Annotated in this window: 11 protein-coding genes; 9 read left to right on the top strand and 2 right to left on the bottom strand. The window is 59.0% G+C overall.

What is annotated here, in order from left to right:
- Positions 1 to 250: 250 nt before the first annotated feature.
- Together FDP25_RS00060 and FDP25_RS17430 are read right to left on the bottom strand one after the other, a co-directional pair.
- Positions 251 to 1,309: a tyrosine-type recombinase/integrase gene (locus FDP25_RS00060; RefSeq protein WP_172982713.1), complete on the bottom strand. Its 1,059-nt coding sequence runs from the start codon at positions 1,307 to 1,309 to the stop codon at positions 251 to 253.
- The gene (locus FDP25_RS17430) at positions 1,207 to 1,527 is read right to left on the bottom strand and encodes a helix-turn-helix domain-containing protein (protein ID WP_172982712.1); all 321 of its coding nucleotides are present in this window, start codon (positions 1,525 to 1,527) and stop codon (positions 1,207 to 1,209) included. The genes FDP25_RS00060 and FDP25_RS17430 overlap by 103 nt, the downstream gene beginning before the upstream one ends.
- Positions 1,528 to 2,511: 984 nt before the next feature.
- Between FDP25_RS17430 and FDP25_RS00050 the strand changes: the two genes are divergently transcribed.
- From FDP25_RS00050 to FDP25_RS00010, 9 genes are all read left to right on the top strand, one after another.
- Positions 2,512 to 2,778: a LexA family protein gene (locus tag FDP25_RS00050; RefSeq protein ID WP_113258291.1), complete on the top strand. Its 267-nt coding sequence runs from the start codon at positions 2,512 to 2,514 to the stop codon at positions 2,776 to 2,778.
- A gap of 125 nt (positions 2,779 to 2,903) precedes the next feature.
- Positions 2,904 to 5,300: a helix-turn-helix domain-containing protein gene (locus FDP25_RS00045; RefSeq protein ID WP_154148150.1), complete on the top strand. Its 2,397-nt coding sequence runs from the start codon at positions 2,904 to 2,906 to the stop codon at positions 5,298 to 5,300.
- A 63-nt stretch (positions 5,301 to 5,363) separates the two neighbouring features.
- Positions 5,364 to 8,111: a DUF3631 domain-containing protein gene (locus FDP25_RS00040; RefSeq protein WP_154148149.1), complete on the top strand. Its 2,748-nt coding sequence runs from the start codon at positions 5,364 to 5,366 to the stop codon at positions 8,109 to 8,111.
- 51 nt (positions 8,112 to 8,162) lie between these two features.
- Positions 8,163 to 9,146, top strand: coding sequence for a plasmid partitioning protein RepB (repB, locus tag FDP25_RS00035; protein ID WP_154148148.1), 984 nt, complete (start codon positions 8,163 to 8,165; stop codon positions 9,144 to 9,146).
- Complete coding sequence (locus FDP25_RS00030; protein ID WP_154148147.1) at positions 9,143 to 9,799, top strand: AAA family ATPase; 657 nt, start codon at positions 9,143 to 9,145, stop codon at positions 9,797 to 9,799. Before repB ends, FDP25_RS00030 begins: the two co-directional genes overlap by 4 nt.
- A gap of 30 nt (positions 9,800 to 9,829) precedes the next feature.
- Positions 9,830 to 10,126, top strand: a complete 297-nt coding sequence (locus FDP25_RS00025) for a hypothetical protein (RefSeq protein WP_154148146.1) — start codon at positions 9,830 to 9,832, stop codon at positions 10,124 to 10,126.
- A 6-nt stretch (positions 10,127 to 10,132) separates the two neighbouring features.
- Positions 10,133 to 10,753, top strand: coding sequence for a hypothetical protein (locus FDP25_RS00020; protein WP_154148145.1), 621 nt, complete (start codon positions 10,133 to 10,135; stop codon positions 10,751 to 10,753).
- 290 nt (positions 10,754 to 11,043) lie between these two features.
- The gene (locus tag FDP25_RS00015) at positions 11,044 to 12,330 is read left to right on the top strand and encodes a peptidoglycan-binding domain-containing protein (RefSeq protein WP_154148144.1); all 1,287 of its coding nucleotides are present in this window, start codon (positions 11,044 to 11,046) and stop codon (positions 12,328 to 12,330) included.
- 462 nt (positions 12,331 to 12,792) lie between these two features.
- A complete protein-coding gene (locus FDP25_RS00010) occupies positions 12,793 to 13,344 on the top strand; it encodes a super-infection exclusion protein B (RefSeq protein ID WP_172982710.1) in 552 nt (183 codons plus the stop codon).
- Positions 13,345 to 14,495: the final 1,151 nt, after the last annotated feature.

The raw sequence follows: 14,495 nt of genomic DNA, 5'->3' as shown, positions 1-14,495 counted from the left end.
AATGCAATGCTGCAGATTCATCACCTAAACCGCTTCGATGGCCGATAAGGCACGGTTGCCCGAGGGCCATTCATCGAGGCCCTGCAATTTTACGAATTTCAAGATTGGTAATGGCGCACCTGATAGGATTCGAACCTATGGCCTCTGCCTTCGGAGGGCAGCAGGGATAAGCCCAAACCCCTTATTTTATTGAATTTCTTTGATCTTATTTGCGCTCAGTTGCACTCATTTGCGCCCATATCATTGCATTTCATTGCGATTTCCCCGAACGATCCATGATGTCCCGTGCGCGTTTTTGATGGTGTGGACTGCGGTACCAGTAGACGTCCTCGATCGTCTGGGTGCTCGTAGAGAAGTAGTCCGCAGCTTCCGTGATGCTCATGCCCGACCTGATACCGTTCGTTATGGCCGTGTGTTTAAGCACATGCGGGGTAATCCGACGAACGCCGGCACGCTCGCAGGCACGCTCCAGCGAGCCTCCAATGTCCTTCACTGGTTGGTTGGGCCGGGATGGATACTCGATCACATATTTCCCGCCTCGCCCGGGCCCCTGAGCGGTCTCCCGCAGCATCATTTTCCGCCAGCGACGCAGGTGCGCATCGAGCCTTCGCGGAATTCCGTGAGGGCGGCGCATCTTGACCGTTTCCCGTTCCTCGACACCTGCGCGCCACCAGATGCCATCCTCGAGATCCACCCAAGGACCGTCGGGACGTTCTTCCCATGTTGTGTAGGCAATCGTTCGCGGGCGCGAGCCCGTGTAGAACATGCAAACCAGGAACCGTGCCGCATGCTGGGTGCGCTTTCGTCTCCACAGTTGCCAGAGTACGCGCGCGACCTCATCACGGGTCAGCGAGACGGGCTTTTTGGTGCTTTTCGGCGGCAGGTGAACCTGCGGAGCTGAGGGTATGAACCCGTCTTTGTGTGCCTTGTTCAGTGCAGCCCGAAGGACACCGAGCTCCCGACGGGCCGTCGACGCAGAACGCCTTGTTTTACAATATAATTCGCAGTTTCTCGCGTTGACTTCAGCACAGGTTTTCCCGTCCCAAAACTGTATCAACGCCATAACGGCATAGCCTTGACGCTTAGGGTCGGCCATATCCGTTCGCAGATTTTCGATATAGTACCCAAGGGCGCCCTGAACCGACAAGGCTTCCAACGACTCCGGTCTGTCAAATTCATCGGCTTGGGTGTGAAGGAGGTAGCGCGCTACCTCGAGTTTAGCAGCTTCCTCGCTGCCCCGACCGCGTAGCCCGGTGGAAATCTGTTTTCCATTGTCGAGGATGAGCCACCGCTCATCGTCTTTGCGCATCCAGAGGTGCGGTCCTTTGGATCGTCGGCCGGGTTTTGCCATGGTTCGAGAAGATACCTATCAAGTGCTTCAACATGCACTTGATACTCCTTCCCAACCTTCTGGGCTACAAGCCTTTTCTTACGAACTTCCCGGTAAATTACATGGTAATCGACACGAAGTATGTCTGCAACTTCGGCGAGGGTGAAGGGCTTGGGATATGTCGCGCTTGTACTCATGAAGAGAAGCTTGGCTAAAGCGCAAAAACCCATCATCGAAACTGGATTTTTTATCTGCAATGCGAGGCCAAGCGGCGTTCTGTAGCCGTATCCCCGCCGTACCGGTTAGGTTACTTAGCCTATGAACATGCCGTGCGAGCCTCCTTGTCCGTTAGAATTCTTATAGCCAAGGACAGGTAGGCTGTTAGGATTCCCACACGGATTTTCCCTGTAAGGCACCGGATATGGTGGTTTCCACGCTGCCAGATCGACATATGACGGACCGAATTCAATACACCGTGGGTGTCCGAGCTCCAGGACCTTATCAGCCAAGCGGCTCAATAATTTAACGATTTCAATAACTTAACCTGTTCGATGGCCCGTTTTTGGAAAGAAATTCGGGCCATCGGCTTGGAAAGCCGATATTTTTCCGTTTTTCGGGCTCAATTCCATGACGCTGTGAAATCGGCGATTTTGAGCCCCTTACCTGCACAGGCCTTCTAAAAAAGGCGTTTTTTCAATGCATTAGACTGTGCAGCAGCGCTGTGCAGCACGTATTTGGCGCGCAGCCGGTCTCGCCGTGCTCTGAACGGCGTAACCTATTATTATTTCGTTAAAAAGAGAGAGATTGGCACGCGGCACAGGGCTGTGCAGCAAGGTGTGCAGCAGCTGTGCAGATGAGCGTGCAGCACCCGTCTAACAGAACAATTGGTGAACATTCAATTGAACGTCGAAAACCCCTTGGATATAAGGGAGTTACCGGCCCACCGTGCAGCAGAACGCCTCTGTGCACGTAATCTTCAACAACGAGGCCGGCGCCGCTTGAGAACAGGCGGATCACCTATCGCGCAGTCCCGACCGAGGGCACTTCCGCCCGCGGGTCCGACCACAACATATTGTGGTTGGGCTGAAATCGCGCAACCGCACCATGCGTACTGCGCGCTTGAAACGCGATGCAGAACCCCGATACTTAGGATCACGGACCACGAGGGGGACGTCGTGAAAATGCAGAATCCGGTGCCACCGACAAAGCGGCAGCTCGAGCTTCTCGGCTTCATGGCGGACTACCACGCGGCCCATGGCAAATGGCCCAGCCAAAGGGAGATCGCGAAGGCGATGGGTGTGAACAGCTCGAACATGTCCGGCTATATCCGGCAACTGATCGGCAAGAGCCTCGTCCGCAAGACGACGGCGAAGCACCGTAACGCTGAACTGACCTCCACCGGGTGGCGTGTGATCAGAACAACGGAGCAACAACAACGACTGATGTAGGACACCTGAAATAGGAAGGCCCCGACGAGTTGCAGCTCGTCAGGGCCCAAAAGTCATCGAGACATTCGCCACATCTCGATGACGAACTTACCCTCCGGGTGTCCCCGGTTCAAGGGGGATTCGTCATGTGTGCAAAAGACACAGCGATATTCAATGAAAGCGTCGAAAAGGACCCGGTGTGGTCCACCGATCGGATCTATCCGTCCTACGGGCGCCTGTTCCAGGTGTCTCGAGCCGCGCGGCGCGCGGGTCTCGAGCACGCGAGACGGACGCCGGAGCAGATCAACACGGGCCTGGCGAAGTTCGATTGGGCCTTCAACAGGTTCACCGAGGCCGGCGGTATCTTCATCGACGAGCCGCTCGATGATCGGATCCTGCACAAGCCCACCAATGACAGGGTCCTTCGGCGCACGCTGCGGCAGCTCAAAAAGACCAGCCATGATGGCATGCGGTCGCAGCTGCGACAGCATGTGCGCCCGATCGCGCTTGACCTGGCACGCAAGGCCGGCAGCTACGCCTCACTCGCCGAGACGCTCAAGTATCACATGCAGCTGCGCAAGATCACCGACGTGGAGCTGGCCAACCAGGTCGGGCTGCACATCAACACGCTGCGCGGCTGGATCAACTATGAGATCCTGCCGACCACGGCTCAGAACCTGCAGCGCCTCGTCGCGCTTGAGCGTGCTCTCCAGGTGGCTCCCGGCACGCTGATGCTGCTGGTCAATGGCCCCCGCACACGCGACAAGATACAGGCCGGGCTTCCCAGCTTCGACACACTGACGGAGGCGCTGCAGCACTTTATCGAATTGCGTGGCTGGACGGCCAAAGGGCTCGCGCAGGCTGCCGGCGTCCGCTTCACCACGCTCCTGACCTGGCTTCAGAAGGACTGCCGCCCGCGCCGCGATGATACCGTGGCCCACTTGGCCCGGGTCGAACAGGTCCTCGAGCTGCCCAAGGGAACACTGCTGCACTACACCGACGGCGTGTATCGTTACATGACGGCCACCTACAGCGATTTCGGCCTTACGAAACACGTCTGGGCGATTGTCCGCAGCCACCTGCCAGATGACTTCGATGCCCGATCCCGCCCCGAGCAGGAGGAGATCGTCACCTGGTGTCTGGATAACATCTGGCGGATCCCGCGCGATGAGGATGACGATGGCGGAGACCGATCGCCCTATCGGTGCAAGTTCGATCGCGGGAACGGGACCCCAGACGTTCGTGACGGCGCCTTTCTCGCCCCTGCCGGGCTTCAGCGGGAATACGACGCGCTCATCGAGTTCAAGACCTCATACCCTGCTCCCATCGGCAAAAAGCGTGGGGTCGCGTGGCGTGACGGCACCATCTCAGCGCGGACCACAGCCTTCGAGGTTTTCTTCGGTGCGCTGCGCCAAGTGGCTCCGGATATGCCGGGCGACATGATGAGCTTCCTCAATGCTGCCGACGAAGCGCAGGTCCGGAAGGTCATTGAATTCATTGTCGCGCGGCGCGGTATGCCGACCACTACCATCATAGCGGTGTTGAATGCGCTCATCGCTCTTTTCAACCCGGACGATGGTTTCGTCGTCCAACACCGGGAGGTGTTCAGCGATCGGTTCCCGGGGATGCCCAAGGAGGATGATCTCACCCGGTTCTGTCAGCAGACGGTCGAAAGCCTATACGTTGAGCACGGCGCGTGGATGGATAAGATCACCGCCGGACGCAGTAGCTTCAGGGCCGTCGATGTCATCCTCAGGGATGACCATCCACTGGACGCCTATCACATGATCGTCGAGCACATCGACGCCCGCACGCCGCCACGCGCAGTCCAGGAGTTGGAATGGGCGCGGTGCCAGCGTCGGTCTATGCTGATCCATCTGCTGGAGGTTCTTCCTCTACGCCGAAAGGACTTGGCATCTCTGATCCTACTCGACGAAGACGCCGCACCTCCCAGCTTCGCCTCCCTCACACGGCGCAATCACGGGGTTGTCTACTTCAAAAACGGCAAATGGCGGTTCCGCCAACCCAAGACGGTATTCAAGAACCACGGAAGCCCCGCCACCAGCGATATCGATGTCGCGCTGGTCAATTGGCGCGACCTCTACGATCGCATCGACCGCTACGTTGAGGCCCGAAAGGTCCTTCTCGGTGATGGGCCGGACCACGGGCAATTCATCGTCAAGGACAATAGCCAATCGAACAGCAAGTCGGAAGAACCGCTCGATGCAGATGAGCTGTCGAACCTCTTCCTCGACGCGATCCGGAAATTCGGCGTCTACAATCCCTACACCGGAGCCGGGGCCATCCGGGGCCTCGGGATTCATCGCATCCAATCTGTACGCCATGTCGTCGCCACGCATCTCGCAAAGGTCGTGGAGTACGACGCGGCCGCTGCGCGCTTGTTCGATTCTGTTCAGCAGATCATCACAACTTATGCCGACTACACCGCCGAGGAGAAATTCGAGGATGCCGATGCCGGTTACTCGGAGGCCTTCGATGATCCCGTCGAACCGCGGCGCCGGAAGAGAAAACGGGCGAACTGATGGAGATCGTGACGTTCGCACGAAACCCGGACGGACGAGTCCGGGTGTCGGGAGGTGTTTTCGATGGCGGGTAACGGTCACTACGATGCCGATCGGATCCGGCAACTCCTCAAGAGCGAGGGCAATATCCGACGGGTGATCGACGATCTCTATGGCCCGGATGCGGCCTATGATGCCCGCAGCAAGGTGATCACCATTGCCGATGTCCTCGGGGGGAGCGGAGAAAGCTGCAAGATCCAGCTCTCCGGCACCTACGCCGGCCGCTTTCGGGATTTCAATCCCGGCGGCACGCGCGAAAGCGGGGACCTCATCGACGCGGTGATGGAAGTCCGGCGCCTGTCCTTCCCGGAGGCCCTGGCCCATGTCGGCGCGCTTCTCGGTGAAGCGCCACGCCTGCAAAGCGTGGAGACACCGAAAAAGCCACCCGCATCCAAGACCCACGATGACCTGCAGCCGATCAACCCCGAGACCCTGATACGCTACCAGTCGCTTCTGGACCGGGAGCCGCGGGCCATCGCTTATCTGGAAGGGCGCGGCCTGAACCGGGGTACGATCGAGCGCTTCGGCCTCGGGATCGCGCCGCCCTACCCTCACGACGCCCCGAAAGACAAACAGACACGCTGTGCCCTCACCTCCCCGATCGTGGACCGCCGGGGCCGGTTCCTGGGGCGGATGCCCAAGACCACCATTCCCGGTCTCACCACCAATCCCCGGGACGCCAAGGGCTGGTGTCACGGGAATCCGCAATCCTACTGGGACGGGAAAATCGGCCATAAGACCCGGCTCTTTGTCACAGAAGGTATGAAGGACCTCTGGCGTCTCTCCCAGGAGATCCAGGGCACGGGGCTTGGCAGCGAAATGGCCCTGCTCACATCGACCCACGGCTCCGGGATTCCCGAGGAGTGGAAGGACCCCGAGTTCTGGGCGCCCTGGGACGAGATATTTCTTGGTCAGGATGCTGATCCGGCCGGCCAGGCTATGGCGCAGAAATGCCGCCGGCTGGCAATGCGCGATGTGCGCCGAATGCGGCCTCCCGGTGTCGAGGGGGCTGATTGGACGGATTACTTCCAGTCCGGCGCCCGGCTCACCGACTTCGAGGCCCTGCTCGCTGAGGCGCCACGGCTGGAAGCAAGGATCGAGGAGGCCAAACCGGATCGCCCGCTCGATGCGGACGACGACGGCGAATACGCCATCGAGCGGATCAACATCAACGGCGCCTTCCAGAAAGGTCAGCTCTACTACCCGTTCCGGGTGCGCCGGACCGAGACCGTCGAGGTGCTCGAGCATCTTCCCGATGGCCGCCGGATCAAGGTCCCGAAGAAGACACACGTCCTGGTCACGCAGATCGTGCGCTCCGATGGCGATGTGCTGACCCCGAAAGAAATGCCGTCGCCTGCCGGGACGGCGGATGAGGACCGGATCATCGCGCTGGAAGATGGCACGATCATTACCTCGATTCCGCGGCCGGAGGATTATGCGACCTGGCGCACAGAAAGCATCAACGCCTATATCGCCAAGGTCCGGGAAAACCAGGAGCCGCACCGCCCCTTCGGCGAGATTATGGGTGATCTCCTCGACCACCTGCGCACGACCACCTGGCTGCCCCACGAGCCCGATTATGCGTTGATGGCTGCCTATGTTGCGATGAGTTATGTCTATAACGCCTTCGAGGCGATCCCGATGCTCCTGATGAACGGCGAAAAGGGATCGGGGAAATCCACGACGGCCGAGGCGATCGCGGATCTGAGCTACAATGGTCATGTCCTCGGCGCCGGGTCCGAGAAGGCGATGATCCGTTTCGTCGATATGGGCCGCGGCCTTCTGGTGCTCGACGATCTCGAAAAGGTCGGCCAGCGGCGCGGCCGCCAGGGCGCCGCCGAGTTCAACGACATCAACCAGATCCTCAAGGTCTCCTACAACAAAAAGACCGGGGTGAAGACGATCGTCGACTCCAACGGGAACAACCAGCGCTTGGTCTTCTACGGACCCAAGGTCATCACCAATATCTCCGGGCTGGACCCGGTCAATGAAAGCCGGACCTACACGATACATTGCCGGCCGATGCCGCTCGATGTCGCCCTTTCCGGCCGCATCAAGGGCCACAACCGCGAGCGCTGCGACGAGCTGCGCCAGGAGTTGCACGCCTGGGGAATGGCCCAGGCCCGCACCGCCCGGGAGATCTACGAGGAGCGGATGGCCACCCTCGGGGATCGCGCCAAGCAGATCGCGGCGCCGCTTGAAGTGATCGCGGAGATGGCGGGCAATGAAGATTTCTCCGCACAGCTCAAACAGGCGATCGAGCGCCAGGGCGCGCGGCGGGCCGAAGATGTCACGCCGATCGACCTGCTTGTCGCAGCTGCGACAGAGGCCGTGGCGCGCGGCGCCCGCCATTATGTCAGCGCCGAACAAATCCGGCTGGAACTTGCCCTGATGCCGGAGGCGATGATGGGGTCGCCCGCGCAACCCGACGATCTGGCCGTGCTCGAGGACACGCGCTGGATCGGGAAAACACTTCTCGCCCAGGAAATCCGACGCACCAACGAGAGCAAGCGCCTGCGCCTGCCCGGCGGCTATAACCGCTGGTATGATCTCAGCCCGGGTTTCGTGGCGCGTGTTCTGCAGGATAAGGCCGAGGCCGGCGAGCCCGTTGCGGCCCCCTACCCTGGCGACGACCCCCGGCACGCGCTGCGCTACTGCGAGGATGAGCCGAGCTGTGCGAGTTGCCCTTATTCGGGGTCCTGCCGGATCGTCCAGAAAGACATCTACGAACAGAAATCCCGAATGACGGGACCGATTGGAGGGAAGATATGATCCGCAGATCTCCTCCCAAGCGACGGCTGCAAACATAGAAGGAAACGCCCCATGCCCCGACGCAGGAATTCTCTACGGGACTTGGCCACACGATCGAAAACACCCAGGTTGGCAGCTGCCAACACCGGCCCGGCATCTGGCCGGATCGTCGAACTTGACCCGGGACTGGTCCATGCCGGCGGCCTCGCGGATCGTCTTGATGTTGGTCAGGCTGAGATCGCAACCCTGGCCGAGAGCCTGCGGAATGCCGGGCAGAAAGTGCCGATCCTGGTGCGGCCGCATCCCGAAAAGCCTGGTGAATACGAGATCGTTGCCGGTCGTCGGCGTCTCGCGGCCTGCCACCACGCCGGGATCAACGTGCGCGCCGAGATCCAGGATCTCGACGACAAGTCCATGGTAATGGGCCAGGCGATCGAAAACATCGCGCGCGAAGACCTGACCTATATCGAGCGCGCGAAGCTCGCGGCGCGCATGGTCGATGAGGCCGACATATCCCCGGCAGATATCGACGCCGCTTTTTCCTGCGGAAAGACAGACAGATCACGGTATCTGAAGATCGGCCGCGGCGTCCCGGACGACATCCTCTCTTTTGTGGGCAAGGCCCCCGGGATCGGACGACCCCGCTGGGAGAAGCTCGTGGCCCACATGGCGACCGACGAGACGGCGCTGCCCCGGATGCGCGACGCGTTGGCAGCTGCCAACACCGAGGGGCACAGCCTCAGCGATTCCGATGCCCGCTTCTCCCATCTCAACGACGCTGCCTTTCGGTCCGAGCCTCAGGTTGCCCGGAAGGAGACGCCAACACCGGCCACGCGGGAAGTCCGCCTGCCGTCCCACGAAAGGCCCGTGGGCACGATCAAGCGTGGCGGGACCGGGCTCCAGCTGGCTCTTCGCACGGACCTCAAACCCGGGTTTCTCGACTGGCTTGCCAAAAACGGAGAGTTGCTCGTTGTGCAGATGCTGCGGGAATACGAGTCCCACCGCATGGTCGAGGACATCAGCGACGCAGTGAATGACCATCAGGAGGGCGAATGACCCGGAAAACAAAAGTCATCGCCGTCGCGACACAGAAGGGCGGCGCCGGCAAAAGCACGATCTCGATCCATCTTGCGGTCCAGGCGATGCAGTCGAAGAAGGATGCCGAGGTGATCCTGCTGGATCTCGACCCCCAGGGGTCCGTCGCAGATTGGGCAAAGCTCCGCGAACTCGAGGACCCAATCGTCCTGCAAGCCATGCCCGGCAACCTCTCTGCCTATCTCTCTCAGGCGCAGGAGGACGGCGCCGACTACGTGGTGATCGACACGCCGCCCCATGCCGGCGGCACGATCGACGCGGCGATCCGCGCGGCGGACCTCGTGGTCATTCCCATTCGGCCCGGCCCTTTCGACATCAAAGCGGCGGATGGCACCGTGGAAATCTTGAAGCAGGCCGAACGTCCAGGTCTTTTCGTCTTGAGCCAGGTTCCGGCCGTTGGCCCGGAGGCCGACGACACCACCTCGGTGCTGCAGGACCTGTACCCGGACGTGCCGGTGGCCAAGGCGCAGCTCGGTCAACGCAAGGCGTTCATGCAGGCACTGATCTCCGGCCAGGCGATCACAGAGTTCGATCGACCAGGATCGAAGGCTGTCCGGGAAATCATTATGCTTTTCGCGGAAGTGCGCGGCAGGTTAAAGAGTTGCTCGAGTTGACAACTTGATTTTTACGAGGAAGTTCGTATATTGACCAAGAAGGTTGGATTCAAGGAGGCAAAGCGGCGCGCGATAGAAGCCCTGCGCAACAAGACCTACCAGATCGAGGAGCGTCAGGAGATCGAGACCAAGAACCTGCTCTATGGCAATACCGTTTCCGAAGAAGATGTCATCGAGATCATCATTAAGTGCCGCGGTCAGGATCATGAGATGCAGCCGCACCACATGGTCAAGACGGTCGATGTGCACATCCTTCGCAAGGACGGTTGGTACATCAAGTTCTACTTCCTCGATCCGGAAACCTTCTTTCTCAGCGTCCATAGGTGACACACCATGAAACTCTACAGTGCCGGCGACAAATCCAAGGCAATATGCGAGACCTGCCAGGACATGGTCGAGACGACCTTCCTCTACCGTGATGTCCCTTTCGATGACGGAACCGGAAAAGTGAAGGATATCCTGGCCTCCGTCTGCGATCGCTGCGGCGAGGTCGTGGCCATCCCCGCCCAGTCCCTACCTGCAATCCGGCGTGCGCGAGAGAAGGTCGAGGTCTCTCTCGAGGCCCAAGTGCCCGCATCGGACATCGAGATCCTCGACGCCGCCGCGACCCGGATTTCCGAGCGCGCGTCCGTGCGGCATCGCAAATTTCTTCTGGCGTTTTACGTCCGGAAGATGGCGCGTGACCCGCAGGGCGCTGAACGGATCAAGCAACTGTTTCTGGAGGCCAAGGCAGCCAAGCCGAAAGCGAAAGTGAAGGTTCCCCGCAAGCGCCTGTCATTCAAGGTATCCCATGATTTCGAGGAGGAGTTCGCCGCATTCGCGAAGATCTCGGGGCTGAAGAAAACCCAGGTTCTGCGTGGCGTTGTTCGCGAGATCCGATCCGACCTGGTTGCCCCGGAGTATCCAGCCTCCCTACCGCAACTACGCGAACTGGTCGCGACGATGGAAAGCTGAACCCTCAGTTTCCTGCCGTTGGCAGCTGCCAACGACCGCATGCAGGAGGTCCGCGCCACGCGAATTGAGCCTGATGTTCTGAGAATGTCTGATGCGTATGGTTTGGAGAGCCTGTCACTTGGGTGGGAGCGCCGGGCCTTATCTCTCGCGTGGAAAAACCAACGCGCGGAATCGCACTCAAATGCCGAATTTCTTTTCCCGCTCTGGCTTGCGTGTTTATGAGCCTTTGAATGCACGTGTGAGCTGTGTTTTAAGAAACGTGTTCACATCGGCAATCAATTGGGGACAGGATGACTATACGAAAACACCGTCGCTGCCTTGGAGCACTGGTCCTTACATCAGCGATTGCGTCCCTGCCCGCATTCGCGCAACAGGCAGATCCCGTTTCCGAGCTACCCGCGATCGAAGATCGGATCGCGGAAGCACAGCAAACCATCGCTCAGTTTGACGGCGGTGCCATTCAATCCTTGGCGCAATACCGCCTTGAAGTTCTTCGGCTGAACCGTGCCTTGATCGAGAATCGCGCCCTCGGCGATGCGGCAGGTCTTACGCCCGAGCTGGTCGTTCCTTCCGTGGAACCCGACCCTGATCGGGCTGCGGAGATTCTTGCTGACATCGAAAACCAGCAGCGTGCTATCAAGACGGCGCGGCGCGAGGCAGAAACCTCCGGCGGCCTTGTTCAGGCCCTTGCCCTGTCGCGCCTCGAAACCGAAAAACTGACGCTTGCACAGCTGCGGCTGGCATGGCTTCAGGCACAATACGGTATCGCAACGCCACAAATCACGGCAGGCGCACCGCCGGAGGTGGCGAGCCCGGACAGCACGCCCGAAGATGGTGATGCCGGAGTAGCGTCCGATGTGCCCTGGGCCGACCCGGATCATCCCGAGATCGATTACGCCGCCGAGCCGTTTCCATCCCTCGCCGAGAGTGATTTCCGCTTCAAGGGTTGGTTTGCCATCAAGGAGACACGCGCGGCTGTCGATGACTCACCCAAGGTTCTCGCTATCAACTTCTCCGCTTTCGACACCAAAGCCTTCTCCGGCCAGAGGCGCCTTCTTCTGCAATGCGTCGAGGGAACTCCCTCGGTCGTCTACGACACCGGCGACATCATCCTTTCGGACTTCCAGAGCAACACGATCCCGGTGGTTGTCCGAATTGATGATGCCGCCGCTGAAAACCAGAGTTGGAGCCAACTGACCAACAACAAGGGCGGCGGTCTTTTCGGCGAGCGCGGTCTGCGCTTCATTCGCAGTCTCTACGACGCCGAGACACTCTTTCTTCGTGCCGAGGGTAAACGTGGTCGGGAATATGACGCGCGTTTCGATCTGGCCGGCGTAAGGGCGTCGGCCGAAGCGGTCGCGGCGGCGTGCGGTGTATCGCTGTTGGATCTCGATCGCGATGACTATCGCGCCATCCAGACGCTTCTGAACAATGCTGGTTTCAATGCCGGTACGCCTGACGGCGTCTGGGGATCCGGTAGTCAGAGCGCGATGAAGGCGTTCCAGGAAGCCAACGATCTGCCCGCGACCGGCGCGCCGGACCGCGCAACGTTAGAGGCGATGGGGATCTCGTTCTAAACAGCGGATGGTCTCGACGGCGGCGTTTGCGACATGGAAGAATCTCCCTACGCTCCTCCCAACAGACCGAATAGGGTTCGTTTCCCTGTTCTGATCCAGACGGTTTTCATGGAGCGGCCGCTGGTCTTCGCAAACCGCTGAGATGTCTCAAAAAACGAATCTGAAAAATTAGAGGGCTGACCGAAGGCAGTCCTGGGATCCGACTTGCCACTTGCCATCCGCTCGCGCGAAAACCGTAGAGGTGGGTGGACGCTGTTTCAGCCGGTCTGTCGCCCTTCACTGCTTAAATGGTATGAAAGCAAAGAAATCAACAAAGAATCGTGCTGCGATAGTCTGCGCAACGCCCCACAAACTCCTTACGGCAAATGTTGAAAGCACGCGGCGATGCACGTTGGGCTTTCCCTGTGGTGTTAGATGGACCTAATTCCTGAGTCTAATCGCCTACGGCTGCAAGGACTCCCTATGCCTTCACTCAAGGATTTTGTCGCAGCAATGCAAGCGGGCTGGTTCCCCGCGCTCGCGGCGCTGGTCGGCTGCTCTATTATTATCGCCGGAGACTTCTATGATCTGCCATATCTAAGCGCAACCCCGGATATCGTTTTGACAGCGGCAGTTGTAACAAGCGTGTTTTCCTTCAGCATTTTGACGGCGAATATCGCATACGTGCCCGTCAAGGTGTGGGCTATCCTAAAGAAGCGTAAGGCGCAAAAGGCGCGGCGCGAGCGGCTGATCCGAAATGTCGAGGAAGCGCCCGAAGAGGAGCGCGCAATCCTGGCATATCTTGTTTCGTCCCGGCGCCAAGCTTTCGCAGCCGAGTTCAATGATCAGAGACTTGCTCCGCTCGAGTCGAAGGGTCTGGTCATAAAACTGAGCGGCACGCATAGCGCTCTGCAATGGCCATACATGGTCCAGCAGACAGTCTGGGAATACCTACTTGAGCACCAGGATCACTTCTACATGGAAATCCCAGAGGGTACAGGAGACCCTTTTAACTGGCGCCGCTCCCGTTGGTAGCGCTAATGCCTGCATAAATTCCCGCTCGAGATAGCCGGACGCGATGCAAACCAGACATCGGGCCTGAATTTGTGGAAGTAGGTATCCACGCTACGCAGCTTAGCGCTCCGGATCAGGCTTTCACAGACATAGCGGTGCGTTCCAAACGCCATGTCGACACCTTCAGCTTCCGCGGCTTTGTTGACGCACGACCGTTTGTCTATTTAGGGTCAAAACAACCTTTAGGAGATAAAAATGGCCGATTTACCTGATTTTTTGAAGCAAGGGGAACCTGCGCGCCTCTTCCCGGTCCTGGCCGACACCAGTCGCGAGAAAAGGATAGCATCCATTTTTCTCTCGCTTCTCCCCCAGATTCCGCCCTTGGCAACGGCGGTCTTGAGCACCGTCGGTATGAGGGTCGGAAAGAGAACCACGATCGAAGCATTCACAGAGGTTGTTCTCAAGGAAGGAAGTGACACGAACGATCGTCCTGATGGTCTCCTGATCGTCTCCACTGGAAAAACAACCTGGAGTGCATTGATCGAGGCGAAGATCGGCAAATCAAAGCTCGGGGCGGATCAGGTGCAGCGTTATGTCGAGATGGCAAAAGCCAATGGTATCGACGCCGTCATTACCATCTCCAACGAGTTTGTTGCACGGGCTGATCATTCGCCAGTTTCGATTCCGAAGAATCTTCTCCGCAAGACTGATTTATACCACTGGTCCTGGACCTGGCTTGCGACACAATGCGAGATATTGGCCGTCCAAAAANTCCTGATCGTCTCCACTGGAAAAACAACCTGGAGTGCATTGATCGAGGCGAAGATCGGCAAATCAAAGCTCGGGGCGGATCAGGTGCAGCGTTATGTCGAGATGGCAAAAGCCAATGGTATCGACGCAGTCATTACCATCTCCAACGAGTTTGTTGCACGGGCTGATCATTCGCCAGTTTCGATTCCGAAGAATCTTCTCCGCAAGACTGATTTATACCACTGGTCCTGGACCTGGCTTGCGACACAATGCGAGATATTGGCCGTCCAAAAAGCTGTCGAGGATCGCGAACAAACATTCCTTCTCAACGAGGTGCTTCGCTTCCTGAACCACCCCGGAACGGGTGTCGAGCGCTTCTCACAGATGGGATCGGGATGGAAGGATCTCGTCCAGGCCGTCAC

Origin of the sequence: Roseovarius bejariae (genome assembly GCF_009669325.1) — a bacterium.
In the GTDB taxonomy this organism is placed as follows: domain Bacteria; phylum Pseudomonadota; class Alphaproteobacteria; order Rhodobacterales; family Rhodobacteraceae; genus Roseovarius; species Roseovarius bejariae.
Note: the sequence above shows the minus strand (reverse complement) of the source record. Positions and strands in the feature narration are given on the sequence as shown.